General features: G+C 59.8%; 19 protein-coding genes. 18 read left to right on the top strand and 1 reads right to left on the bottom strand.

Annotated features, from left to right (window positions below; genetic code table 11):
* The first annotated feature begins 32 nt into the window (after positions 1 to 32).
* The 8 genes from E5CHR_RS19215 to E5CHR_RS19180 all read left to right on the top strand — a co-directional run bounded on the left by E5CHR_RS19215 (position 33) and on the right by E5CHR_RS19180 (position 7,695).
* A complete protein-coding gene (locus tag E5CHR_RS19215) occupies positions 33 to 1,283 on the top strand; it encodes an aromatic ring-hydroxylating oxygenase subunit alpha (RefSeq protein ID WP_162581317.1) in 1,251 nt (416 codons plus the stop codon).
* 18 nt (positions 1,284 to 1,301) lie between these two features.
* Positions 1,302 to 1,787, top strand: a complete 486-nt coding sequence (locus E5CHR_RS19210; RefSeq protein ID WP_162581316.1) for an aromatic-ring-hydroxylating dioxygenase subunit beta — start codon at positions 1,302 to 1,304, stop codon at positions 1,785 to 1,787.
* 11 nt (positions 1,788 to 1,798) lie between these two features.
* Positions 1,799 to 2,107: a non-heme iron oxygenase ferredoxin subunit gene (locus E5CHR_RS19205; protein ID WP_162581315.1), complete on the top strand. Its 309-nt coding sequence runs from the start codon at positions 1,799 to 1,801 to the stop codon at positions 2,105 to 2,107.
* Positions 2,108 to 2,218: 111 nt separating this feature from the next.
* Positions 2,219 to 3,184 carry a Bug family tripartite tricarboxylate transporter substrate binding protein gene (locus E5CHR_RS19200; RefSeq protein WP_162581314.1) on the top strand — a complete coding sequence of 322 codons (966 nt, stop codon included), beginning with the start codon at positions 2,219 to 2,221 and terminating at the stop codon, positions 3,182 to 3,184.
* Positions 3,185 to 3,268: 84 nt separating this feature from the next.
* Positions 3,269 to 4,144 carry an FAD binding domain-containing protein gene (locus E5CHR_RS19195; protein WP_162581313.1) on the top strand — a complete coding sequence of 292 codons (876 nt, stop codon included), beginning with the start codon at positions 3,269 to 3,271 and terminating at the stop codon, positions 4,142 to 4,144.
* A 16-nt stretch (positions 4,145 to 4,160) separates the two neighbouring features.
* The gene (locus tag E5CHR_RS19190; protein WP_162581312.1) at positions 4,161 to 4,643 is read left to right on the top strand and encodes a (2Fe-2S)-binding protein; all 483 of its coding nucleotides are present in this window, start codon (positions 4,161 to 4,163) and stop codon (positions 4,641 to 4,643) included.
* Position 4,644: 1 nt separating this feature from the next.
* The gene (locus E5CHR_RS19185; RefSeq protein ID WP_162581311.1) at positions 4,645 to 6,960 is read left to right on the top strand and encodes a xanthine dehydrogenase family protein molybdopterin-binding subunit; all 2,316 of its coding nucleotides are present in this window, start codon (positions 4,645 to 4,647) and stop codon (positions 6,958 to 6,960) included.
* 162 nt (positions 6,961 to 7,122) lie between these two features.
* A complete protein-coding gene (locus tag E5CHR_RS19180) occupies positions 7,123 to 7,695 on the top strand; it encodes a CoxG family protein (protein WP_162581310.1) in 573 nt (190 codons plus the stop codon).
* Here E5CHR_RS19180 and E5CHR_RS19175 read toward each other — a convergent pair.
* A complete protein-coding gene (locus E5CHR_RS19175; protein WP_162581309.1) occupies positions 7,692 to 8,633 on the bottom strand; it encodes a LysR substrate-binding domain-containing protein in 942 nt (313 codons plus the stop codon). The two genes, E5CHR_RS19180 and E5CHR_RS19175, sit on opposite strands and share 4 nt — an antisense overlap.
* A 224-nt stretch (positions 8,634 to 8,857) precedes the next feature.
* Here E5CHR_RS19175 and E5CHR_RS19170 point away from each other — a divergent pair, with 224 nt between their 5' ends.
* The 10 genes from E5CHR_RS19170 (at position 8,858) to E5CHR_RS19125 (ending at position 20,384) form a co-directional block, all read left to right on the top strand.
* A complete protein-coding gene (locus tag E5CHR_RS19170) occupies positions 8,858 to 10,153 on the top strand; it encodes a thiamine pyrophosphate-binding protein (protein ID WP_443083085.1) in 1,296 nt (431 codons plus the stop codon).
* A 29-nt stretch (positions 10,154 to 10,182) separates the two neighbouring features.
* On the top strand, positions 10,183 to 11,622 hold the full coding sequence (locus E5CHR_RS19165) for an aldehyde dehydrogenase family protein (protein ID WP_162581307.1): 1,440 nt from the start codon (positions 10,183 to 10,185) through the stop codon (positions 11,620 to 11,622).
* Between the two features lie 509 nt (positions 11,623 to 12,131).
* A complete protein-coding gene (locus E5CHR_RS19160) occupies positions 12,132 to 12,923 on the top strand; it encodes an enoyl-CoA hydratase/isomerase family protein (RefSeq protein ID WP_162581306.1) in 792 nt (263 codons plus the stop codon).
* Between the two features lie 32 nt (positions 12,924 to 12,955).
* Positions 12,956 to 14,125 carry a thiolase family protein gene (locus E5CHR_RS19155; protein ID WP_197893861.1) on the top strand — a complete coding sequence of 390 codons (1,170 nt, stop codon included), beginning with the start codon at positions 12,956 to 12,958 and terminating at the stop codon, positions 14,123 to 14,125.
* 13 nt (positions 14,126 to 14,138) lie between these two features.
* The gene (locus E5CHR_RS19150; RefSeq protein ID WP_162581305.1) at positions 14,139 to 14,570 is read left to right on the top strand and encodes a Zn-ribbon domain-containing OB-fold protein; all 432 of its coding nucleotides are present in this window, start codon (positions 14,139 to 14,141) and stop codon (positions 14,568 to 14,570) included.
* Positions 14,567 to 16,093 (top strand): class I adenylate-forming enzyme family protein, encoded by a 1,527-nt coding sequence (locus tag E5CHR_RS19145; protein WP_162581304.1) that lies wholly within the window; start codon positions 14,567 to 14,569, stop codon positions 16,091 to 16,093. Before E5CHR_RS19150 ends, E5CHR_RS19145 begins: the two co-directional genes overlap by 4 nt.
* Positions 16,094 to 16,108: 15 nt before the next feature.
* Positions 16,109 to 17,074, top strand: coding sequence for a Bug family tripartite tricarboxylate transporter substrate binding protein (locus E5CHR_RS19140; protein WP_162581303.1), 966 nt, complete (start codon positions 16,109 to 16,111; stop codon positions 17,072 to 17,074).
* A gap of 156 nt (positions 17,075 to 17,230) precedes the next feature.
* Positions 17,231 to 18,439: an acyl-CoA dehydrogenase family protein gene (locus E5CHR_RS19135; RefSeq protein ID WP_162581302.1), complete on the top strand. Its 1,209-nt coding sequence runs from the start codon at positions 17,231 to 17,233 to the stop codon at positions 18,437 to 18,439.
* Between the two features lie 10 nt (positions 18,440 to 18,449).
* The gene (locus E5CHR_RS19130) at positions 18,450 to 19,574 is read left to right on the top strand and encodes an acyl-CoA dehydrogenase (protein ID WP_162581301.1); all 1,125 of its coding nucleotides are present in this window, start codon (positions 18,450 to 18,452) and stop codon (positions 19,572 to 19,574) included.
* A gap of 168 nt (positions 19,575 to 19,742) precedes the next feature.
* The gene (locus E5CHR_RS19125; RefSeq protein ID WP_162581300.1) at positions 19,743 to 20,384 is read left to right on the top strand and encodes a TetR/AcrR family transcriptional regulator; all 642 of its coding nucleotides are present in this window, start codon (positions 19,743 to 19,745) and stop codon (positions 20,382 to 20,384) included.
* The last annotated feature ends 215 nt before the right edge of the window (positions 20,385 to 20,599 follow it).

Genomic DNA, 20,599 nt, shown 5'->3' with positions numbered 1-20,599 from the left:
CAATTTTCCAACCCCACTGTAAGGAATCCACCATGCAAGCGTCTCCGACTCATCCAATCAACATCGAGTGGCCTACTGTGGATAACTCGCGCGTGCCGTTCAGCGTATTCACTGACCCCGAGCTTTATGACCTGGAACAGAAGCTCATCTTCCGAGGCCCGAACTGGTGTTTCGTCGCGATGGAACTCGAGATTCCAAACAGCGGCGACTACAAGACGACATGGGTCGGTGACACGCCTGTCATCGTGTCGCGCGACGCGGAAGGAAAGGTGCACTGCGTGGTGAATCGGTGCGCGCATCGCGGCGCGACACTGCTCTTTGACGGAAGCGGCAACGTCGAGGACTTCACGTGCGTCTATCACAACTGGCGATATGACCTCGCGGGCAACCTGCAGAGTGTTGCGTTCCAGAACGGAGTCAAGAAGGTCGGGGGAATGCCGGCGGACTTCAAGGTGTGCCAGCACAACCTGACGAAGGCTCGCGTCGAGGTCTTCCACGGCCTGGTCTTTGCTACGTTCTCGGAGGAGACGCCGGCCCTGGCCGATTATCTGGGTGAGCGCATGGGGAGCCACATTGCGCGGATCTTCAATCGTCCGGTCAAGCTTCTTGGCACGTATTCGCAGACGCTCCATAGCAACTGGAAGCTGTACATGGAGAACGTAAAAGACTCGTACCACGCGAGTTTGCTCCACACCTTCTTCTCCACCTTCAAGCTGAATCGACTCTCCATGGAGGGTGGCGTTCGAGTCGACGGCGATGGCGCACACCATCTGAGCTGGTCGAAGCGTGGTACCGATTCGGCTGTCGGCACTGACTACGAGAAGAAGGGCGAACTCCGCGCCGTGATGGACGACTTCACGCTGGCGGATCCGACGCTCATCCGTTCATGGCTGGAATACGAAGATGGAATCACCCATGCGATCCAGTCGATCTTTCCGACCTTCGTCCTCCAGCAGATTCAGAACTCCCTGGCGGTACGCGTGCTCATTCCGAAGAGTGTCGATAAGTCCGAGCTGTACTGGATCGCCTTCGGCTACGCAGACGATACGCCGGAGCAGTTCGACATGCGCATGCGTCAATCGAACCTGATCGGCCCGGCCGGCTTGGTGTCTTTGGAGGACGGCATCGTCGGGAACTTCATCCAGCGCGGAATTCGTCGTGAGACTGACAAGAACGCCGTTCTGGAGATGGGGGGGCGCGTCGTTGAAGACCAGCAGTCGCGAGTTAGCGAAGCTGCAGTACGCGGCTTCTGGCAAGCGTATCGGACGCGGATGGGTCTCTGAGATCTAAGGAGAATAATCATGGAAAAGTTGAGATTGACCCCTGAACTGGCATTCCGCGTCGAGACCTTGCTCGCGGAGTATGTTGACTGCATTGACGACGAGCGTTATGCCGAATGGCCAGCGTTCTTTGACGATCGCTGCCTCTACAAGATCATCACACGCGACAACCACCGACGGAAGTTGCCGATCGGGCTCATGTACTGCGACAACCGCAACATGCTGCGAGACCGGATCACGTCCATGAAGAGCGCGAACGTTTACGAGCCCCATACGTATCGACACGCGCTCAGCCGGACGGTCCTCTCTGAGCGGCCGGATGGATCGATCGGTGCGCGAACGGGATACATCGTGGCCCGGATCATGCATGACGGCCAAACCGATCTTTTCAGCACCGGAGTCTATGAGGACAGCATCGCCGAAGTCGATGGCCGCCTCATGTTCAAGGAGCGCGTTGTGGTCATTGACTCGACCAGCATCGATGCGCTTCTGGTGATTCCCTTGTAAGAAGGAAAACCATGGCTTGGCAAAGTGTCGCGTCGCTGTCGCAGCTTGAGGAAGAGGAGCCATTCCCGATCACTGTGGGAAAAGCGCTCATCGCTCTGGTGAAGCTAGGTGAGGACGTTCATTGCGTGAGCAATGTGTGCACTCATGAATTCGCATTGTTGTCGGACGGCATCGTGGAAGCCGGCTGCATCGAGTGCCCGCTGCACCAGGCTCAGTTCGACGTGGCAACCGGCGCGCACCGTTCCGGGCCCGTTTGCAAGGACCTTCAGACCTTCCCTGTGAAGGTTGTAGACGGTTCAATCCTCGTTGACTTCGGGTAGAACACACCTGGTGCCAGAAGTCAACGGATCCTGGCCGCGAAGCGGCTTCTCTTACCACCGGCGCTACCGCCGGCGGCTGTCTATTCGCTCGGCAACTCAAGGACTCGCATTATGAAAAGACGCACCTACCTGAAAATCTCCGCCGCACAGGTGGTCGCCTTGGCCGCCGGCGCGCATGCGCAGGAGTATCCAGCACGGTCTATCACACTGGTCGCTCCATTTAGCGCGGGGGGCGCCCTGGACCTCATCGCCAGAGCGATGGCCGAGAAGATGCAGGCGCAGTTTGGACAGCCCGTCGTGGTTGACAACCGAGTGGGTGCGGCAGGGATGATCGGCACCGCCTACGTGGCGCGCGCCCAGCCTGACGGATACAACCTGGTCCTGGGCTCTACGACCACGCACGGAATCAATCCGACGCTCTACAAGAAGCTCCAGTACGACGCGGCGAAGGACTTCGAGTCTGTTTCCCTGGTCGCCACGATCCCACACATCATCGTGGTGCGACCGAACCTGCCGGTCAAGTCAATGCAAGACCTTATCAAGCTCAGCAAGGAAAGATCACTGAACTTCGGGTCGGCAGGAATTGGGTCACCACATCATCTCGCTGGGGAGTTGCTCAAAGCAAAGTTCGGCATGGATACCCAGCACGTGCCATATAAGGGCTCTGCGCCGGCAATGTCGGCGGTAATGTCAGGTGAGATCGACTTCATGTCTGTCGAAGTGACTGCCGCGCTGCCCTATGTGAAGGCCAACAAGCTGAAGCCCATCGCGATCGCGGCCACGAAGCGCAGCCCCATCATCGACCTTCCAACGTTCGCAGAGCAAGGCGTTCAAGGTATCGAAGTGACCGCGTGGTACGCGATCTTCGCGCCGAAGAACACGCCAAAGCCCGTCATCGAGAAGCTGAATCGTGCAGTGGTGAAGGCGGTGAGCGATGAGGATGTGAAGGCCCGCTTCGCCAGTCTGGGCGCGACTCCTGTCGGGAGCTCTCCTGCGGAACTGGACAACTGGATGAAGGAAGAGCTCGCACGGTGGGCGCAGGCCATCAAGGTGTCGGGCACGCCCTTGCAGGACTGATTGCAGACGTCGGCCAACCAACGTTGAGCGCGCTCGGCCCGATCCGGCAAGCATGCAATCAGCACTCCAATCCATCGAGTCAACATGAAATTCTCAAACTTTGAGTACCACGCGCCCGCGTCGCCCGTCGAGGTGGTGGAACTGCTGAGCCAGTACGCCGGTGAAGCAAAAATCATCGCTGGTGGCCAGAGTCTGCTCCCGACGATGGCCTATCGGATGGCGCAACCCGCTGCACTGGTGGACCTGAAGAACGTGCCGGATCTGAATTACATCAGCTTGAAAGCGGATGGTGTGCACATCGGCGCTCGCACGCGGTGGCGAGATATCGAAGATAGTGAGGTACTTGCCCGAGCTCATCCTCTACTTCAAGAGGCAGTCCACCATGTGGCGCACTATCAGATCCGAAACCGCGGTACTGTGGGCGGAAGCTTGGCGCACGGGGATCCGGCATCTGAGCTTCCGTGCATTGCTGTCACCTGCGACGCTCAACTGAGAATTCTTGGCCCAAAAGGAGAGCGGACGATCAAGGCCGATGGATTCTTCACTGGTCCACTCAGCACGGAGCTCGCTGAGGACGAGATGATTCTTGCATTTCAGCTTCCGTTCTGGCCTGCACAGCGGCGTTGGGCGTTCCAAGAGTTCGCCAGGCGCGCTGGCGACTTTGCGATGGCTGGAATCGCGCTGTTTTATGACTTGGACGCGCAGCAGCGGGCAACCAATGTGCACATCGGTGTGGTCGGAGCATGCTCGACGCCTCGCCGGCTTGGTCGAGCGGAGGCGGCTTTGAACGGAAAAAAGATCGACGCCGCAAGTATCGAAGCAGCCGCGTGTGCTGCGAGCGATGAAGTGGACCCGACGACCGACATCCATGCCACAGCAGCTTACCGTCGCTCCTTGGTCGCGACCCTATTGAAGCGCTCATTGAAAGAGGCACAGGAACGAGTGAGTACAGGCGCCTGATTACCGGACAACCATCATGAACGAATCCACGATCTTCTTCCAGCTGAACGGCGCGAGCGTCTCCGCGGATGTACCGCCAAGAACCAGCTTGGCTGATTGCCTTCGGCACCACCTGAACAAGACCGGGACGCACGTTGCATGCGAGCATGGGGTTTGCGGCGCCTGTACCGTCATCGTGAACGGCGACGCGGTGCGGTCTTGCTTGATGCTGGCAGTGCAGGCCGGCGACTGCGAAGTCACCACGGTTGAGGGCATAACTCCAGTGGAAGGCATGTCTGCGCTGCAGCAGAGTTTTCACACTCATCATGCACTGCAGTGCGGATTCTGCACTCCGGGCTTCTTGACTACTGCACATGCCTTGCTTTCGGAAGAGCCGGACGCAAGCAAGGATCGCATCCGCGAGGTGTTGTCCGGCAACCTTTGCCGTTGTACCGGTTACGTGAACATCGTGGAAGCCGTATACGACGCGCGCTCTGCTTACGCTCGGAAGGAGATCTGAGATGGTCGACAGACGTGACGGCAAGGTCGTTGGTACCTACACCCGGAGAGTTGAAGATCGGCGCCTTCTGACTGGCAAGGCTTGTTTTGTCGACGACATTCATCTGGAAGGAATGCTTCATGCAGTGATCGTGCGCAGCACGGTCCCGCACGGGCGAATCCTCTCGATTGATACGGCAGCCGCGCTTGAAGTGCCCGGCGTTCATGCCGTTTACACCGCACAAGACGTTCAGTCGGTGCTGGGGCGGGTGCCGAAGATGCCTCTTCGCTTGTCCCCGGTGCCCGAGCACGCGCCCTTCGAGCAGACGGTGGTGGCGGCGGACAAGGTGCGGTACGTCGGGGAGCCAATCGCTATCGTGGTTGCCGACACTACAGCGATTGCAGAAGACGGGGCGAATCTTGTCTTCGCTGACATAGAGATGCTGGACCCGGTTCCCGACTGGAAAGCGTCTGTGAAGGACGAGATTCTCCTCTTCGAACATCTCGGCACCAACTGTCCGATCGTGTATACGGCATCGAAGGGTGATGCAAAGAGCGTTACAGGTCCCTACGTTCGGCGCGAGCGCTTTGTGACCCAGCGCCACAGCGCGGTCACTATGGAGACCCGCGGATTGGTCGCACAGTGGGACGGTAACCATATGACCGTCAGCGGTGCCGCAAAGGTTCCATTCACCACGCGCAGGACCCTTGCCGCAACGTTGGGACTTGAGATTGAGCAGGTTGATTTGATCGAGGTCGACGTCGGTGGCGGTTTTGGAGTCCGTGGCGAGTTTTATCCGGAAGACTTCCTCGTTCCTTTCGCCGCGAAGCAACTCGGTCGCCCGGTAAAGTGGGTGGAAGATCGGCTCGAGAACCTTCTTGGGTCCAATCATTCGCGTCAGATGGAATGCGAACTTGAGATCGTCTGTGAGAGGAGCGGCCGCATCCTGGCGCTTCGTGGTGCAGTTCATACCGATGCTGGTGCCTACATGCGATCGAGCGGCGCGATTCCGCCGCGGAACGTCGCGCAGTTCATGTCGGGGCCCTACGACATCGCGCATATTCACATCGAATCGGCTGTTCATCTCACAAACAAGGGGCCTATCGGGACCTACCGTGGGCCCGGACGGTTCGAAGCAGATTTTTTCCGTGAGCGACTGCTGCAGATCGCCGCTGAGGAACTTGGCATAGATCAAGTTGAGTTCCGACGCATGAACTTGGCTCGGTCGGAGCAGATGCCTTACCCATTGGCGACGCTCGACAAGCCTCCCAAGCCGGAGAACCTGGACAGCGGCGACTACCAGATCACCCTGGACCGTTGCCTCAAGGAATTCGAGTGGGAAGCGAAGTTGCCCCTTCAGGGCAAGCTCATCGAGGGCCGGTATCACGGCATCGCCATTGCTTGCTTTATCGAAGGTGGTGGTGGCGGCATTCGGGAGTGCGCCAGAATGGAGATCGAAAGTGATGGCATGCTCACCATCTACATCGGTTCGACCAATCTGGGACAGGGCCTTGTGACTGTCCTCACACAGATCGCATCCGATGAACTTGGGCTCCCCATGGATCAGATTCGGATCCTGCACGGCTCCACCATCTACCTCAAGCTCGGATTCGGCTCCTTCCACTCTCGTTCGACAGCTCTCGGTGGATCTGCCGTCGTAGTTACCGCTGGGCTGCTCCGCGATCGAATCCGTGAGGAGGGTGCAAAGCGCTTTGGTTGCGATCCCGCATCCATCGAGGTCGGGCCAGGGCTTGCCGCTTCTTGGAACGGACAGACGCTAACTGCGGCGGACCTGGGAGCGCTGAAGGTTCAGGCGGAGGGTGAGTTCGCCTCAACTGAGCACACGTACGCCTACGGCGCTTCGGCAGCGCACGTTGCTGTTGATCCAGAGACCGGCAAGGTCGACCTGATCGACTACTTCGGCGTCGAAGACATCGGCCGCATCATCAATCCGCTGACAGCAAAGGGTCAGTCGATCGGAGCTGTGGTGCAAGGTCTAGGCGGGGTGTTCTTGGAGAACATGGCTTACTCGGATGATGGGCAGTTCTTGGCTGGGACGTTCGCGGACTACCTGATGCCCACGGCAACAGACTTCCCCCAGATTCGAGCTATCGAGCTTGAAGACTCTCCCTCGCCGCATAACCCCCTGGGTGCGAAAGGTTGCGGGGAAGGCGGGCTGGTGCCGGTTGGCGGGGTGGTAGCCAATGCGGTGGCCGCGGCGTTGTCTTCGATGGGTGTGCAGCCAAATGTCCTGCCCCTCACGCCCGCGCGAGTCTGGGAGATGGTCCAAGATAAGACGGTGCCTCAGCATGAACTGGAGCCTGAGATGATTGGCTGAGCGCGTTAGGAGCGCGCGCTGGAGCGTAGACGCGCCGGCGGAATCCAGGCCGCGTTTGGCGTTTGAACTTCACAAATCTACGGGCGCCCTTGGTGGGCGTCCGCCTTTCTGACTACTGCCGAGGTCTCTCAACGGGAGGCGCGGCCCAACCCCGGGACCCATATGGAACTTAGAGGACAACAGATCATCCCGCTCGCACAGGATCTGGTGTGGGCGGCACTGAATGACCCCGAAGTGTTAAAGGCATCCATCCCGGGCTGTGAGTCGATAGAGGAAACACCCGAAGGCTACCGCATGGTCATGTTGGCAGCTGTAGGGCCCGTCCGAGCCCGATTCAACGGAAAGCTGAAGCTCGCTGATGTCGTGGCGCCTTCGTCTTACACGATCATTTTCGAGGGCTCCGGCGGCGTCGCAGGCTTTGGAAAGGGTCAGGCTCAAGTGAAGCTTCTGCCAGTGGGCGACGTGACGCAGCTTGACTATGTCGCGAATGCGCAAGTCGGGGGCAAAATTGCGCAGGTGGGTTCGCGCCTGATCGATGGTGTAGCGAGCCGTATGGCGGGCGAGTTCTTCACGCGATTCAAAGAGCGTGTCGCTGCGCCGCCGCAAACAGACGGGGCGTCGGATGCGGTAGTGGACGTCCAGCCGAGAGTTTCCGCCGCCGAGCCAAGCCACCGTTCGTTCTGGAGCCTTCTGGCCTTTTGGCGCTGGTTCTCGCCGCGCCGCTCGAGCAACTAGGCGCTGTCCTCGGCCAATGCCGTGGCATTTGACATGGCGAAGAGGGAGAAGATCACGTTTCGCAGCCACTTGTTGCCAGGTTCGCGGTGGAACCGAGGGTGCCAGAACAGGCTCACTGACACTTCCGGGAGCTTGATCGGGTGAGGTGCATATGACAGGCCAAAAGGTTGTGCACATCGGACCGCGTAGCTTGTCGGAACGGTCGCAATCAGATTGCTGTTGCCGCTTCCGAGGATGTGGCCAACCGCGGTCCAGTGAGGCACCGTCAGCCGAATATTGCGCTTGATCCCTCTCCGCTCAATCGATTCGTTCACTTGAGCGTGGGCAGATCCGGGCGGAACGACCACCAGGTGCTCCGCTGCACAAAAATCTTCGAGCGATAGGCTACCCGAGTCTAGAGGATGGCCCTTTCGGAACACACACACATAGGTCTGCTTGAAAAGAGTTCGTTGAAAGAACTGTTGCTGCAAGCCTGAGAGAGTTCCGATCGACATATCCACATGCCCGTTCTCCATGGCGACGGATATGTCCTCACGCTGGGTCCGCACTGTGCTTACGGATACCCGCGGGGCGACTTCAGCAAGCTTTTCAACCAAGCGGGGTAAAAAGTTGACCTCGCCGATATCGCTGAGACCGATTGCAAACTGTCGATCGCTCGCAGCAGGTTCGAACCTTGCGGACTCGTTCAACGTTGAGCGGATCGTCTGTAGCGAATAGGCAATCGGCTCTGCGAGCTGCAGCGCATAGGGGGTGGGGTCCATCCCTTTGGAAGTGCGCACAAAGAGCTCATCACCCAGCAGCTTCCGCAGGCGGTTCAGTATGTTGCTGATCGCCGGTTGGCTGACACCCATCTTCTCCGCGACTATCGACACACGGCGCTCGATCATGAGCTCGTTGAACACGACGAGCAGGTTCAGATCGAGGTCCTTAAGTTCCATTCGCCCTCGCATTATTTAGATCAGTGATGCGGCCCATTCCGACAAGTCTATATCTACTTGACAGGCGCGTTCCTAGAATTTCTTCGGGGCGGCATCTATGGCCACTCATACCCTCCAACGCTCAGCCGCTGCGGTGAGCGCACTAGATATCAAGCCCAGTCAATGCAATGAACCCTACTCGCACCGGTGCCCAAGTCCTCGTCGACCAGTTGAAGATTCACTCCGTGGATCATGTCTTCTGCGTCCCCGGGGAGAGCTATCTCTCCGTGCTCGATGCCCTGCATGACGCCTCGGATATCAAGGTGATTACATGTCGCCACGAAGGTGGTGCGGCAATGATGGCCGACGCTTTTGGCAAGCTGCAGAACCGCCCCGGGATCTGCATGGTGACGCGAGGTCCAGGCGCCACCAACGCAAGCGCAGGACTGCACGTTGCCATGCAAGATGCGACGCCCTTGATAATGTTCATCGGCCAGATCGCCCGGCCAATGGCCGAGCGAGAAGCCTTTCAAGAGCTTGACTATCGACGGGCCTTCGGGCAGCTGGCGAAGTGGGTTGCGCAGATTGACGACGCAAGCCGCATTCCGGAGATGGTCAGTCGCGCGTTCCACACGGCGACGAGCGGCCGACCCGGGCCTGTCGTGCTCGCTCTCCCGGAAGACATGCTGGAGGACGTGGTAAGCGCCCAAGACGCGATGCCCTACCGGGTCGTTTCCACCGCCCCAGGAGCTGACGCGATGGCCGCGTTGAAAGTTGCGCTGGAACGAGCGGAGCGACCACTGATGATCCTCGGCGGCGGTGCATGGGATGTAGACGCGGTAGCGAACATCCAGAACTTTGCGCAGCGAGCCTGTCTCCCTGTGGCGGCGGCCTTTCGCCGACAGGATCGCTTTGACAATCGGCTTCCGAACTACGTCGGGCACGTCGGGATAGGCATTGACGGGAACTTGGCGGCACGAGTTCGAGCATCGGATCTGCTGTTGGTGGTCGGCGCCAGACTCGGTGAGATGACGACCAGTGGATACACGCTCATCGACATTCCGGTACCGAGGCAGGTACTCATTCACATACATCCTCACCCGGAGGAGCTTGGTAGGGTTTACCAGCCGACGCTGGCTGTCACCGCCAGCCCTGGCCCTTTTGCCGCGGCGCTGGCCCGTCTGCCCGTTCAAGCCAGATCGGCTACCCCGATGGTGTGCGCGCGAAGGGAAAGGTCGGTGCAGACATGGGATCTGGACACGGCATACAAGCACGCCCGGCAGGTCGGTCTGCTGCTGCTGTCGGCGATGAGCGAGGCTCTTGATGGAGATCTCGATCGGGTCGAGAGCATCATCAAAGTCTTTGGCCTTGTGAACGCAACCGCTGACTACGTTGACCATTTCAAGATCGTGAACGGCTGCTCCGACCTCTTTCTCGAGGTCTTTGGCGACAAGGGCACTCATGCTCGAACGGCTGCTGGCGCCAACTCTTTGCCGAACGGAATCCCGGTCGAGATTGAGGCAATCGTGGCTGTGCGCTGAGGCCAGACCCCATCGACCCCATCGACCCCATGTACAAGAATCTTATTGGCGGTGAGTGGGTGCACGGAACTCGCACCTCCCGCAATATCAACCCGTCCGATACGGGTGATCTCGTTGGCGAGTTCGCTCAAGCAGACGCGTCGCAGGCGCGACAGGCGATCGAAGCCGCATCGGTGGCTCAGAAATCCTGGGCGCAATCGACGCCCCAGCAGCGATTTGACATCCTGGACATGGCTGGCACCGAAATTCTGGCCAGGAAGCTTGAACTTGGAGATCTGCTCGCTCGGGAGGAGGGCAAGACTTTGCCGGAAGCCATCGGTGAAGTTACACGGGCCGCGCACATCTTCAAGTTCTTCGCCGGGGAGACGCTGCGTACCTCCGGTGACTTGGTTCCTTCGGTCCGGCTCGGAGTCAACGTCGAGGTGACGCGCGAGCCCGTCGGCGTAGTTGGCTTGATCACTCCTTGGAATTTTCCTATCGCGATCCCCGCGTGGAAGCTGGCGCCGGCGCTAGCTTTCGGTAATGCGGTTGTCCTGAAGCCCGCAGAACTCGTTCCAGGCAGTGCATGGGCACTCGCCGACATCCTGCAGAGGGCGGGGCTGCCGCCGGGGGTGTTGAACCTCGTGATGGGGCGCGGCTCCGAGGTGGGCCAGGTACTTCTTGAAGACGAGCGAGTCAACGCGATCAGTTTCACGGGCTCCGTGGACACAGGCCGCCGCGTCGCGCGCGCCTGTGTCGAACGCATGGCAAAGTTTCAGCTGGAGATGGGCGGCAAGAATCCCATGGTGGTCCTGGATGATGCCGATCTTGATGTCGCGGTGGGCGCCGCGATAAACAGCGCCTTCTTCTCGACTGGCCAACGGTGTACAGCGTCCTCTCGCTTCATCGTTACGGAGCGTATCCACGACCGATTCGTTTCGGCGATGGCCGACCGCATGAGCGGCCTCAAAGTCGACGATGCTCGAACGTCGGGAACTGACATCGGACCCGTCGTAGACGAGCGGCAGCTATCCCAAGATCAAGCCTACATCAACATCGGCAAGGCGGAAGGAGCACGATTGGTGGCGGGTGGCGAGACGATTGCCACGAGCTCGCATGGAAAGCCTGGCTTCTACTTGCAGCCTACGCTCTTCGCGGACACCACTGCGTCCATGCGTATCAATCGGGAGGAGATCTTCGGTCCTGTTGCGAGTGTCGTCAAAGTCAGAAGCTATGAGGAAGCTTTGGCCATGGCGAACGACACCGAGTTCGGCCTCTCGGCTGGCATTGCCACTACCTCACTGAAGCACGCCACCCACTTCAAACGCAACTCGCAGGCCGGCATGGTGATGGTGAACTTGCCGACGGCGGGGGTGGACTACCATGTACCTTTTGGCGGCCGCAAAGGGTCGAGCTACGGACCGCGCGAGCAGGGGCGCTATGCGAGTGAGTTCTACACGACCGTGAAGACGGCATATACGCAAGCGTAACGAACCCGCGGCCACGAGGGCAGGGGGATAACAATGGACGCGCACTTGCAGGACTCCAAGCGCTGCCACGCTCTATCCGTCATCACCCCGTTCCTTCCTTGTGTCACTCCGTGGGAGGCAGCAGCATTCCGCTGGGCGAACAGTGGCTGGCCGCGGGAGCGGCGCCTGGCAATCTCCTCAACACTGCGCACCTCGTAGGTTTCGGCGCGATCGCTCTTAGTGGCGACCGATGCGTCGACAGCATCTTGCATTAGCTCGGTGCTCGGCAGCGAGGAGCTGGCTGGATTCGTCAGCATCGGGACGGTCACCAAACCCGCACCATCCCGGCAGGGAACAGATCCGACGCTGCTTGGTCATCTTGGCGTCCAGCTCCTGAAGCGCGCAGTCCCTCCTTCTTCCCGCACTGACGCTCTCAAGCACTGGACACGTCGGACTGAATCACTTGTCAAATAGCTGAAGTGTGCTAATAATCTAGCACATATGTGCGATTTGATTCAGTGAAGGCAGCGATGTACGAAGACGTGATAGTCGAGCGAGGAGCGGGTGACTGGGTGGAGATCGGGCTGAACCGCCCTGACCGGCGTAACGCGATACGAGAGAAAACGGCCTCCGAGATCTTGCATGTGCTGGCGGAGGCCGAAAAGGACACGTCCGTGCGCGGCGTGATCATCCGCGGCTGCGGGAATCACTTCTGTGCAGGTGTCGACACGTCTGCGTTCGCCCCGCCCGAGGGCGGGCCATTCGAGCGCTGGCGCGAGCGCCGGACATCGCGGCAGATCAGTCGCCTGTTTGCGACGCTCCCCGAATTCACCAAGCCCTGCCTTGCCGCAGTGGAGGGATACGCCTTGGGTGGCGGATTCGAAATAGCGTTGATGTGCGATTTGATCTTTGCCTCCAGAGCTGCACAGTTCGCCCTGCCGGAGGTCAAGCTCGGCATGTTGCCCGGGGGCGGTGGCACCCAGACCCTGACGCGCGCCATTGGCCGCGCGGCCGCCAAAAAGTTGATCTGGTCCGGACAGCGCATTTCCGGAGTCGACGCAGAAGCATTCGGCATCGCGACGTCGACCGAAGAAGGGGCCGCGCTGGCCAGCGCGCGCTCGTTCATGGCCGACATTGTCAAGAATGCGCCCCTGCCCATCATGTACGCCAAGGCTCTGATCGACCAAGGCGTCGACATGACGCTTCGCCAGGCGCTGCATCAAGAAGGTGACATGTCTTTCGCGCTGTCGTTCTCAGAAGACCGAGCGGAAGGATTGCTGGCATTCAAGGAGAAGCGCCAGCCGGATTTCAGAGGGCGCTGAGCCGCATATCGCCAACACCGAGGAAACATACTGTGAACAAGGACAAGAACATCGGCATCGCCGCCTATGGCGAAACCAAGATAACCATGGGCGGCGGCCGCAGTGCCTATGACATGGGTGCAGAAGTGCTTTCCGTCATCCTGCAAATGACGGGGTTCGAGCTCTCTGAGATCGATGGCCTTGCCGTTGCCGAAACCATGAGTGATACGGCCAACCCGTTTTGGCCGGCTTACATGGCCGACATGTTGGGACTTTCGCCGACCTGGCTCGAATGCCTGGGCCTGGGGGGCGTGTCAGCCGTGGGCGGCGTCGCCCGCGCTGTTGCGGCCATCGAGGCAGGTTTCTGCACCACGGTTCTTGTGCTTTCCACGGATGCGCAATCGAGCAGGAACCAGTCCGAGCAGGGTGGTCAGCGACTGGAATTCCAATACCCGACCGGCCTGCGCGGCCCGGTCGGCGCCTTTGGCTTGTTGACCCAGCGCTACCGCCACCTGCACGACCTCGATGATCGAGCACTTGCCAAGCTCGCGGTGACTCAGCGCAGCCACGGTCTGCTCAATCCCAACGCGTGCGAGAAGCTTCGCAAGCCGCTAACGATCGAGGACTACCTGAAGTCAAAGACGGTTTCTGACCCGCTGCGCATGCTCGACAGCGTGATGGTGTGCGATGGTGCCAATGGTGTTCTGGTGACGACCCGGCAGAAGGCCCGTCAAAAGGGCCTCGACAAGTTTGTCGTGCCGACTGCCTATGCAGAACTCACGAATTACAAGGCGTTCGATCCGGAGGCCGAGATCACGGAAAGTGGCTTTTCCGTCATTGGCCCCAAAGCCCTGGCCAAAGCCGGCATGAAGCCGACCGACGTCGCCATGTTCCATCCCTATGACGACTTCCTCATCGCCATCCTGCTTCAGCTTGAGCAGATCGGCTTCTGCAGCACAGGCGAAGGCTCACGCTTCATCCTTGAGCACGATTTCACCTTCGAAGGGGACATTCCGCTGAACACCGGCGGGGGGCAGATCTCGGCCGGACAGCCCGGCTTGGCGGGAGGCGGTGTCAACTTGACCGAGGCCGTGCGTCAGATGTTCTGCGAAGGCGGGGACCGTCAGGTCAAGAGCGTTCACAACGCGCTGGTAACGGGCATCGGAACGATCCCGATCGGACGCAACTGGGCCAGCTCCGGTGTGCTGGTTCTCGAACAGTAGAGGAGGGGCGATCATGAACAACGCAAAGCGAACAGTACCCGAGGCGAACAGCTACACCGACACCCAACCATTCTGGGACGGCACGAAGGAGGGCAAGCTGATGCTTCAACGGTGCAACCAGACCAACAGGCTGCAATGGCCTCCGCGACCCCTGAGCATCTACACCGGCAAGCGTGACCTCAGCTGGGTGCAGGTCTCCGGCGACGCCACCCTCTACTCCTGGACTGTTACCCGGTCGGCTTGGCCCGGTCACGAGGGCCGAGTCCCATACGTCTGTGCCTACGTCGAGCTGGCCGAGGGTGTACGCATTCTCTGCAACCTCGTCCACTGCGACCCCGAGCAGCTAAAGATCGGAATGGAACTGCGCTTGACCTGGGACGAACTCGACGAAGGTGCGCCGTACCCTGCGTTCACGCCGGTGGCTGGTGAGGCGACCAAGGCATGAAATTCGCGTCCTACTTGGCAGCCGGTGCCAGGCGATACGGGAGCAAGCCTGCGCTGATCTGCGGTAACACGACACTGACCTTCTCGCAGCTCGACGAAGCCAGCACCCGTGTCGCCGCGGCTCTCCAGGCCAACGGCGTTGAACCGGGCGACCGCATCGGCATCTTCTTGCCCAACTGCATCGAATTCATCGTGTGCTTTCTGGGCATAGTGAAAGCCGGTGGGACCGGCGTGCCGATCAATCTGAAGCTCGCAACGCCTGAGGTGCGCTTCATCGTGGAAGACGCGGCACCGAAATTCATCTTCGTCACGCAGGCCCGCGTTGCAGAACTGGAAGCCGCTACCGCGGGCCTCGAGGCGCCAGAGAACATCGTTGTAGGCGAAGCACGCGTTGGCGATTTCCTCACCTATGCCGAGATCCAGGCCAATGCCTACCCGCCACTGCGAGAGACCCCCGTGCAGACCGATGCCTGCATCATCTCCTACACCTCGGGCACGACAGGTCGCCCAAAGGGCGCACTTCTCACGCAGTCCAACTTCATCGTGATGAACGGATTCCTGAACGCCCTCTACTGGGGGATTCAGCATGAAGACCGAATCCTGCTGACAACGCCATTGGCGCACCGTACTGCCTTCGCTCGGCTGGGCAACCTGGTCGTCTTCGGCGCCACGCTGGTGATCATGCCCAAGTTCGATGCGGAGGAGGTGGCGACCGCTGTCATGGAACACCGGATCACCATTCTCGGCATGGTGCCGACCGTCGGGCGCCTCCTGATCCCCACCATCATGAAGCATCCGGCCCGCTTCGAGTCGCTACGGCGGATCCTGGCAACGGGAGAGGCTTTCCCGATCGACCTCAAGAAGGAACTGATGGAGTGGCTTCCGAAGGCCGAGATCTATTCCTTCTATTCGATGACAGAGGTGGGCGCGGTCAGCCTGCTACTGCCGCCTGAGCAGGTTTCTCATGCGGCATCGGCCGGTCGCGTTTTGCCGGGCCTTGAGGTCAAGCTGGTGGACAACGACGCTGTTGAAGTGCAGCAGGGCGAAGTTGGCGAGGTGTGGGTGCGTTCGGGCGAACCCGGTCGATTTCTGACCATGCTGGGCTACCTCAATCGTCCCGAAGCCAATGCAGAAAGCTTCGACAACGGCTGGTTCAAGACGGGCGATATGGCCCGTTTCGACCAGGACGACTACATCTACATCGTGGATCGTAAGAAGGACATGGTCGTGTCCGGTGGATACAACATCTACACGAAAGAAGTGGAGATGGCGCTGGAGTCGCATCCCGAGGTACAGCAGGCAGCCGTCATTGGCGTGCCGGATGCGGTTTTCGGCGAAGCGGTGGCCGCCTTCGTCGTTCTCAAGAAGCTGGAAACCATAGATACCGATGTGCTGGTCGAGTGGGTCGCAACGCAAATAGCCAGCTACAAGAAGCCAAAGTACGTCAGATTGATTGCAACGCTGCCACAGAACGCAGGGGGCAAGGTTCACAAGCAAAAACTGTCCGAGATCTTTGTCAAATAAACGGAGCTTCCCTAAATGAAACGGTTTGCCTTTCTGATGATGCTGCTCGCATGCATTTCTTTTGCACACGCCCAGGATGGCGGCTATCCCAACAAGCCCATTCGCATCATCGCGCCGTACCCACCCGGGGGCACGACGGACCTCATCGCCCGCTCAGTTGGAGAACATCTCACGAAGGCCTGGGGGCAGCCGGTGATTGTGGATAACCGGGCAGGTGCGGCCGGCATGATCGGCGCGACCTACGTGAAAGGCCAACCAGCGGACGGCTACACCCTCATCATCGGCTCGGCCGCTCTGTATTCGGTGAATCCTCATCTGTACAAGAACGTGCAGTACGACCCAGTGAAGGATTTCACGCCCATAGCGCTCGTGGCATCGCTGCCGAGCTTCTTCGTCGTCGAGAAGGATTTGCCCGTAACGAGCTTCCAGGAGTTCGTTGCTTACGCCAGGAGGAATCCGGGGAAGATCTCCTATGGTTCTGCAGGCACCGGCACTGCCCAGCACATCCTGGTGGAATTGCTCAAGCAGCAAGCGGGCATCGACATGATCCATGTTCCGTACAAAGGGAGTGCGCCGGCAATGCAGGACCTGATCGGCGGCCAGGTGCAGGCAGCATGCGACTTCGGACCGTCCACGTTGCCGTTCATTGCGGCCGGCAAGGTGAAGGTGCTGGCCGTCACTACCGCAAAGCGTTCCCCGGCCTTGCCTAACGTGCCGACATTGGCCGAGTCCGGTGTCCCTGGTTTCGACGCCGCTACCTGGTTTGCCATCCACGGACCTGCGGGCATGCCTCCGGAGGTCGTGACTAAGCTCAACCGAGAGATCGTCAAGGCACTTTCCGAACCTGAGGTGAAGGCGCGCTTCGAAAAGCTTGGCGTCGAACCCACGGGCTCTACGTCAAGACAGCTGCTCGATACGCAGGTGCGTGACAGCGTGAAGTGGGCTCAGGTCATCAAGAACGCCAACATCACAGTCGAATGACTCCCCCAGCCCCTGCGTGCGATTGCCTGGGTATCAGGCGCTCTGTTTGGATGCAGTGCGCTTGCGTCAGTCAATGGTCGAACATTCGCTGGTCGCCAAGACCGTTTCGGTCATGGCCAGGTAACGCCTGGCGCGCACCCCCTGTCTGGAGAGTCAATGGATTTGAGTTTCAGCAAAGAAGAGATCGCGTTTCGCGATGAAGTTCGCAGGTTTCTGAACACCTGCCTGCCCGGTCAACTGGCCGACAAGGTCCGGGATGGTATCCACCTGGACAAGGCCGACATGGAGGAATGGCACGCCATCCTGCAGCAGCGCAGTTGGCTGGCAAGCCGCTGGCCGAAGGAGTGGGGCGGTCCCGGCTGGTCGCCTGTGGAAAAGTTCCTGTTCGAGCATGAATGCGCGTTGGCACACGCGCCGCGTGTGGTTCCTTTCGGGTTTCACATGCTCGGGCCGGTGCTTATTCGCTACGGCTCCGAAGCTCAAAAGCGTCATTGGCTGCCTCGGATGCTCAACGGCAGCGACTGGTGGTGCCAGGGCTACTCCGAGCCAAGTGCTGGCTCCGACCTGGCTGCCGTGAAAACCAGCGCGGTCCGCGGAACCGATGCACAGGGCGACCACTACATCGTCAACGGGCAGAAAATCTGGACGACGCTGGCGCAGCACGCCAACATGATCTTCTGTCTCGTGCGGACAGATCCGCAAGCAAAGAAGCAGCAAGGCATCAGCTTCCTTCTGGTGGACATGAACAGCCCCGGCGTGGAAGTGCGACCAATCATCACGATCGACGGGGCGCATGACGTTAACGAAGTCTTCCTCAACGACGTGCGTGTGCCAGCGGAAAATCTCGTTGGCGAGGAGAACAGGGGTTGGGATTGCGCCAAGTACCTTCTTGCGTTTGAGCGGACCGATATCGCGGGTGTCGGTCACTCCGTGGCCGCACTGGCCCGGCTGCGCTGGCTGGCTGGCCAGATCCATCGCGGCGGCCGGACGCTGCTGCAGGATCCGGTGTTTTCCATGCGCGTGGCCCGTGTCGAGGTGGATCTGGAGAACATGAAGACGACCAACCTCCGTGTTCTCGCCGCCGCTGCGAGCGGGGCGGCACCGGGGGTTGAGAGTTCGATGCTCAAGGTGCGGGGTACGGAAATCCGCCAGGAGATCACGTCGCTTACGCGCCGAGCCATGGGGGTGTATGCCCTTCCATTCCACAGCACGTACTTGGATGGAGGAGAGGCGCCGCAGGTCCCTGCTCCGGCCGGTGCGGCTTGCGCGGCAGCTCAATACTTCAACAATCGCAAGCTCTCCATCTATGGGGGCTCCAACGAGATCCAGAAGAACATCATCTCGAAGGTCATGCTTGGGTTGTAAGGACTAGACAATGAACTTCAACCACAGCGACGAGCGCACGATGCTTGCGGATTCGCTCAATCGATTTCTGAGAGAGAACTACACGTTCGAGCAGAGGACGATCAGCTCCGGTGGGTCACAAGGTTTCGATCCGGAGATCTGGCTTCGGATGGCCGAGATAGGAACGGTCTCCGCTCTATTTGGCGAAGAGGCCGGTGGGTTCGGCGGCCAAGGCTTCGATATTTCGGTGGTGTTCGAAAGCCTGGGCGGGTCCTTGGTCGTCGAGCCCTTTCTTGGCACGCTGATGGTGGGATGGGCGCTGGCGAAGGCGGGCGGCCCTTCCCATCGCGGGCTGCTTGAGTCGCTGGTCAAAGGCGAACTGATCGGAGCATGGGCTCATGAAGAGCCTCACCAACCCTCGACCGTAGAGCATCTGGCCACCCGGGCCGAGTTGCAAGCCGATGGTAGTTGGCGTCTAGACGGCCACAAGGCAGTGGTACAGCACGCGGGGGCCGCCGATCTCCTGTTGGTTTCTGCCCTGACACCCGAAGGTCTTGGGCTTTTCCTGGTGCCCTGTTCCTCGGGTGGCCTGTCGATGGTGCCGTATCCCCTCATCGATGGAGGGCATGGCGCCGAACTGGTGCTGGACGGGGTCGTGGTACCCCAAAGCGCGCCGCTCGCGGGTCCGGATGTGGCTGAATCGGTTCTCGAGCAAGCACAAGGGGTAGGCATCCTCGCGCTGTGCGCGGAGGCCGTTGGCGCGATGGATGCGGCCAAGCGACAGACTTTGGAGTACTTGGGGACTCGTCGGCAGTTTGGGGTGCCAATCGGGAGCTTCCAGGCGCTGCAGCATCGCATGGCAGACCTGTTGATCGAAATTGAGCAGACAAGGTCCGCAGTGATCAATGCAGCAGCGACGTTGCATGGTCCCAGGCTGAAACGAGAGCGCGCGCTATCCGCCGCGAAATACACTGTCGGGCGAGTTGGTGCGCGCGTCGCCGAGGAGTGCATCCAACTGCATGGAGGTATGGGCATGACCCGAGAGTTGCCGCTGGCGCACTTTGCCAAGCGCCTTGTGATGATCGATCACCAACTCGGCGACGAAGACTTCCATCTACAGCGCTTCGCCGCCTTGAGCGAAGACGCTGTTGAGTGATCCGGCGATGGGGATCAATGACGATGATTGCTGCGGCCAGGCCCCCGTTCAATGCACCTCGCTGGTGCGACTCTGATACCATCCTCGGTCCGGTCCGATTCCATCGGGCCAGCGGCAGTGGGGCCGAAAATGCGGTCGCCGCTAGTCGTGCATCGGAGGCTTGGAATCGTGAATATCGCAGCAGCTGTCGAACGTGACGACGACGTCGAGGATAGCGATAGAAAGGTAGTGCTCGGAACGCGTCGCGGACTGCTCAAGCGCGACTTTCTTCTGGGTGTTGTCTACGACCTCATTGCCGAGCATGGGATCGATTCTCTGACGATGCGCCAGGTCTCCGAGAGAAGCAACGTCAGCACCGGCACGATCAACTACCACTTCAAGAACAAGGAAAACCTGATCATCACGGCGCTGGTCGAGGCGTACCACTTGCCCAAGGACTGGAGCAGCTTGAAGGGGTCGCCTCTGGCACAGCTGCGGCGCATTGCCAGCTTCTACATCCTGCGTGGTGACAAGGATCGCTGGTGGCAGTTCTGGGTCAACTGTCTGGCGTTCAGCACCCGCAACGAGGACATGCACGATACACAACGTCAGCGGTTCGATCGGCAGCATCGCTTCTGGTCACAGCTTATCGCGGACGGCATCCAGCGAGGTGAACTGCGCAAAGGCCTGAACGCTGAGGAGGCGGCACGCGAGCTGCTCGTCATGGTGCATGGCTTGGTCTCCCTCCAGCTCATCAAGCGAGATGCCGAGACCCGCGCGTTCGCGCGACAGCGGATTTCTGAAGCCGTGGACGCTCTAGCAGGCACCTAGCTGAGCGCCCGAGATACCCATTCCATAGTTGGCGAGTGGGAGGTGGCCAAAGTCAGTCTGTATGGGTCGCGCCCATTGAGCTTGGCCGAGTGGATGAAGTCCCACCGAGGACGGCTTCATCGTCGCGCTCACATGAAGACTTTGGACTTCATGCACCTGAGGATTGTGTCGACGGGAGTGCGTTCGTATCGCTGAGTTCGTCAGATATCCCACAG

Source organism: Variovorax sp. PBS-H4 (genome assembly GCF_901827205.1).
Lineage (GTDB): Bacteria > Pseudomonadota > Gammaproteobacteria > Burkholderiales > Burkholderiaceae_C > Variovorax.
Note: the sequence above shows the minus strand (reverse complement) of the source record. Positions and strands in the feature narration are given on the sequence as shown.

What these genes read in the sequence shown, in the direction of transcription:
- E5CHR_RS19175 (WP_162581309.1), bottom strand. Translation starts at nt 8,633, where the DNA reads ATGGAACTTAAGGACCTCGATCTGAACCTGCTCGTCGTGTTCAACGAG.
- E5CHR_RS19190 (WP_162581312.1), top strand. Translation starts at nt 4,161, where the DNA reads ATGAACGAATCCACGATCTTCTTCCAGCTGAACGGCGCGAGCGTCTCC.
- E5CHR_RS19160 (WP_162581306.1), top strand. Translation starts at nt 12,132, where the DNA reads ATGTACGAAGACGTGATAGTCGAGCGAGGAGCGGGTGACTGGGTGGAG.
- E5CHR_RS19210 (WP_162581316.1), top strand. Translation starts at nt 1,302, where the DNA reads ATGGAAAAGTTGAGATTGACCCCTGAACTGGCATTCCGCGTCGAGACC.
- E5CHR_RS19140 (WP_162581303.1), top strand. Translation starts at nt 16,109, where the DNA reads ATGAAACGGTTTGCCTTTCTGATGATGCTGCTCGCATGCATTTCTTTT.
- E5CHR_RS19135 (WP_162581302.1), top strand. Translation starts at nt 17,231, where the DNA reads ATGGATTTGAGTTTCAGCAAAGAAGAGATCGCGTTTCGCGATGAAGTT.
- E5CHR_RS19165 (WP_162581307.1), top strand. Translation starts at nt 10,183, where the DNA reads ATGTACAAGAATCTTATTGGCGGTGAGTGGGTGCACGGAACTCGCACC.
- E5CHR_RS19205 (WP_162581315.1), top strand. Translation starts at nt 1,799, where the DNA reads ATGGCTTGGCAAAGTGTCGCGTCGCTGTCGCAGCTTGAGGAAGAGGAG.
- E5CHR_RS19185 (WP_162581311.1), top strand. Translation starts at nt 4,645, where the DNA reads ATGGTCGACAGACGTGACGGCAAGGTCGTTGGTACCTACACCCGGAGA.
- E5CHR_RS19215 (WP_162581317.1), top strand. Translation starts at nt 33, where the DNA reads ATGCAAGCGTCTCCGACTCATCCAATCAACATCGAGTGGCCTACTGTG.
- E5CHR_RS19150 (WP_162581305.1), top strand. Translation starts at nt 14,139, where the DNA reads ATGAACAACGCAAAGCGAACAGTACCCGAGGCGAACAGCTACACCGAC.
- E5CHR_RS19180 (WP_162581310.1), top strand. Translation starts at nt 7,123, where the DNA reads ATGGAACTTAGAGGACAACAGATCATCCCGCTCGCACAGGATCTGGTG.
- E5CHR_RS19130 (WP_162581301.1), top strand. Translation starts at nt 18,450, where the DNA reads ATGAACTTCAACCACAGCGACGAGCGCACGATGCTTGCGGATTCGCTC.
- E5CHR_RS19200 (WP_162581314.1), top strand. Translation starts at nt 2,219, where the DNA reads ATGAAAAGACGCACCTACCTGAAAATCTCCGCCGCACAGGTGGTCGCC.
- E5CHR_RS19145 (WP_162581304.1), top strand. Translation starts at nt 14,567, where the DNA reads ATGAAATTCGCGTCCTACTTGGCAGCCGGTGCCAGGCGATACGGGAGC.
- E5CHR_RS19195 (WP_162581313.1), top strand. Translation starts at nt 3,269, where the DNA reads ATGAAATTCTCAAACTTTGAGTACCACGCGCCCGCGTCGCCCGTCGAG.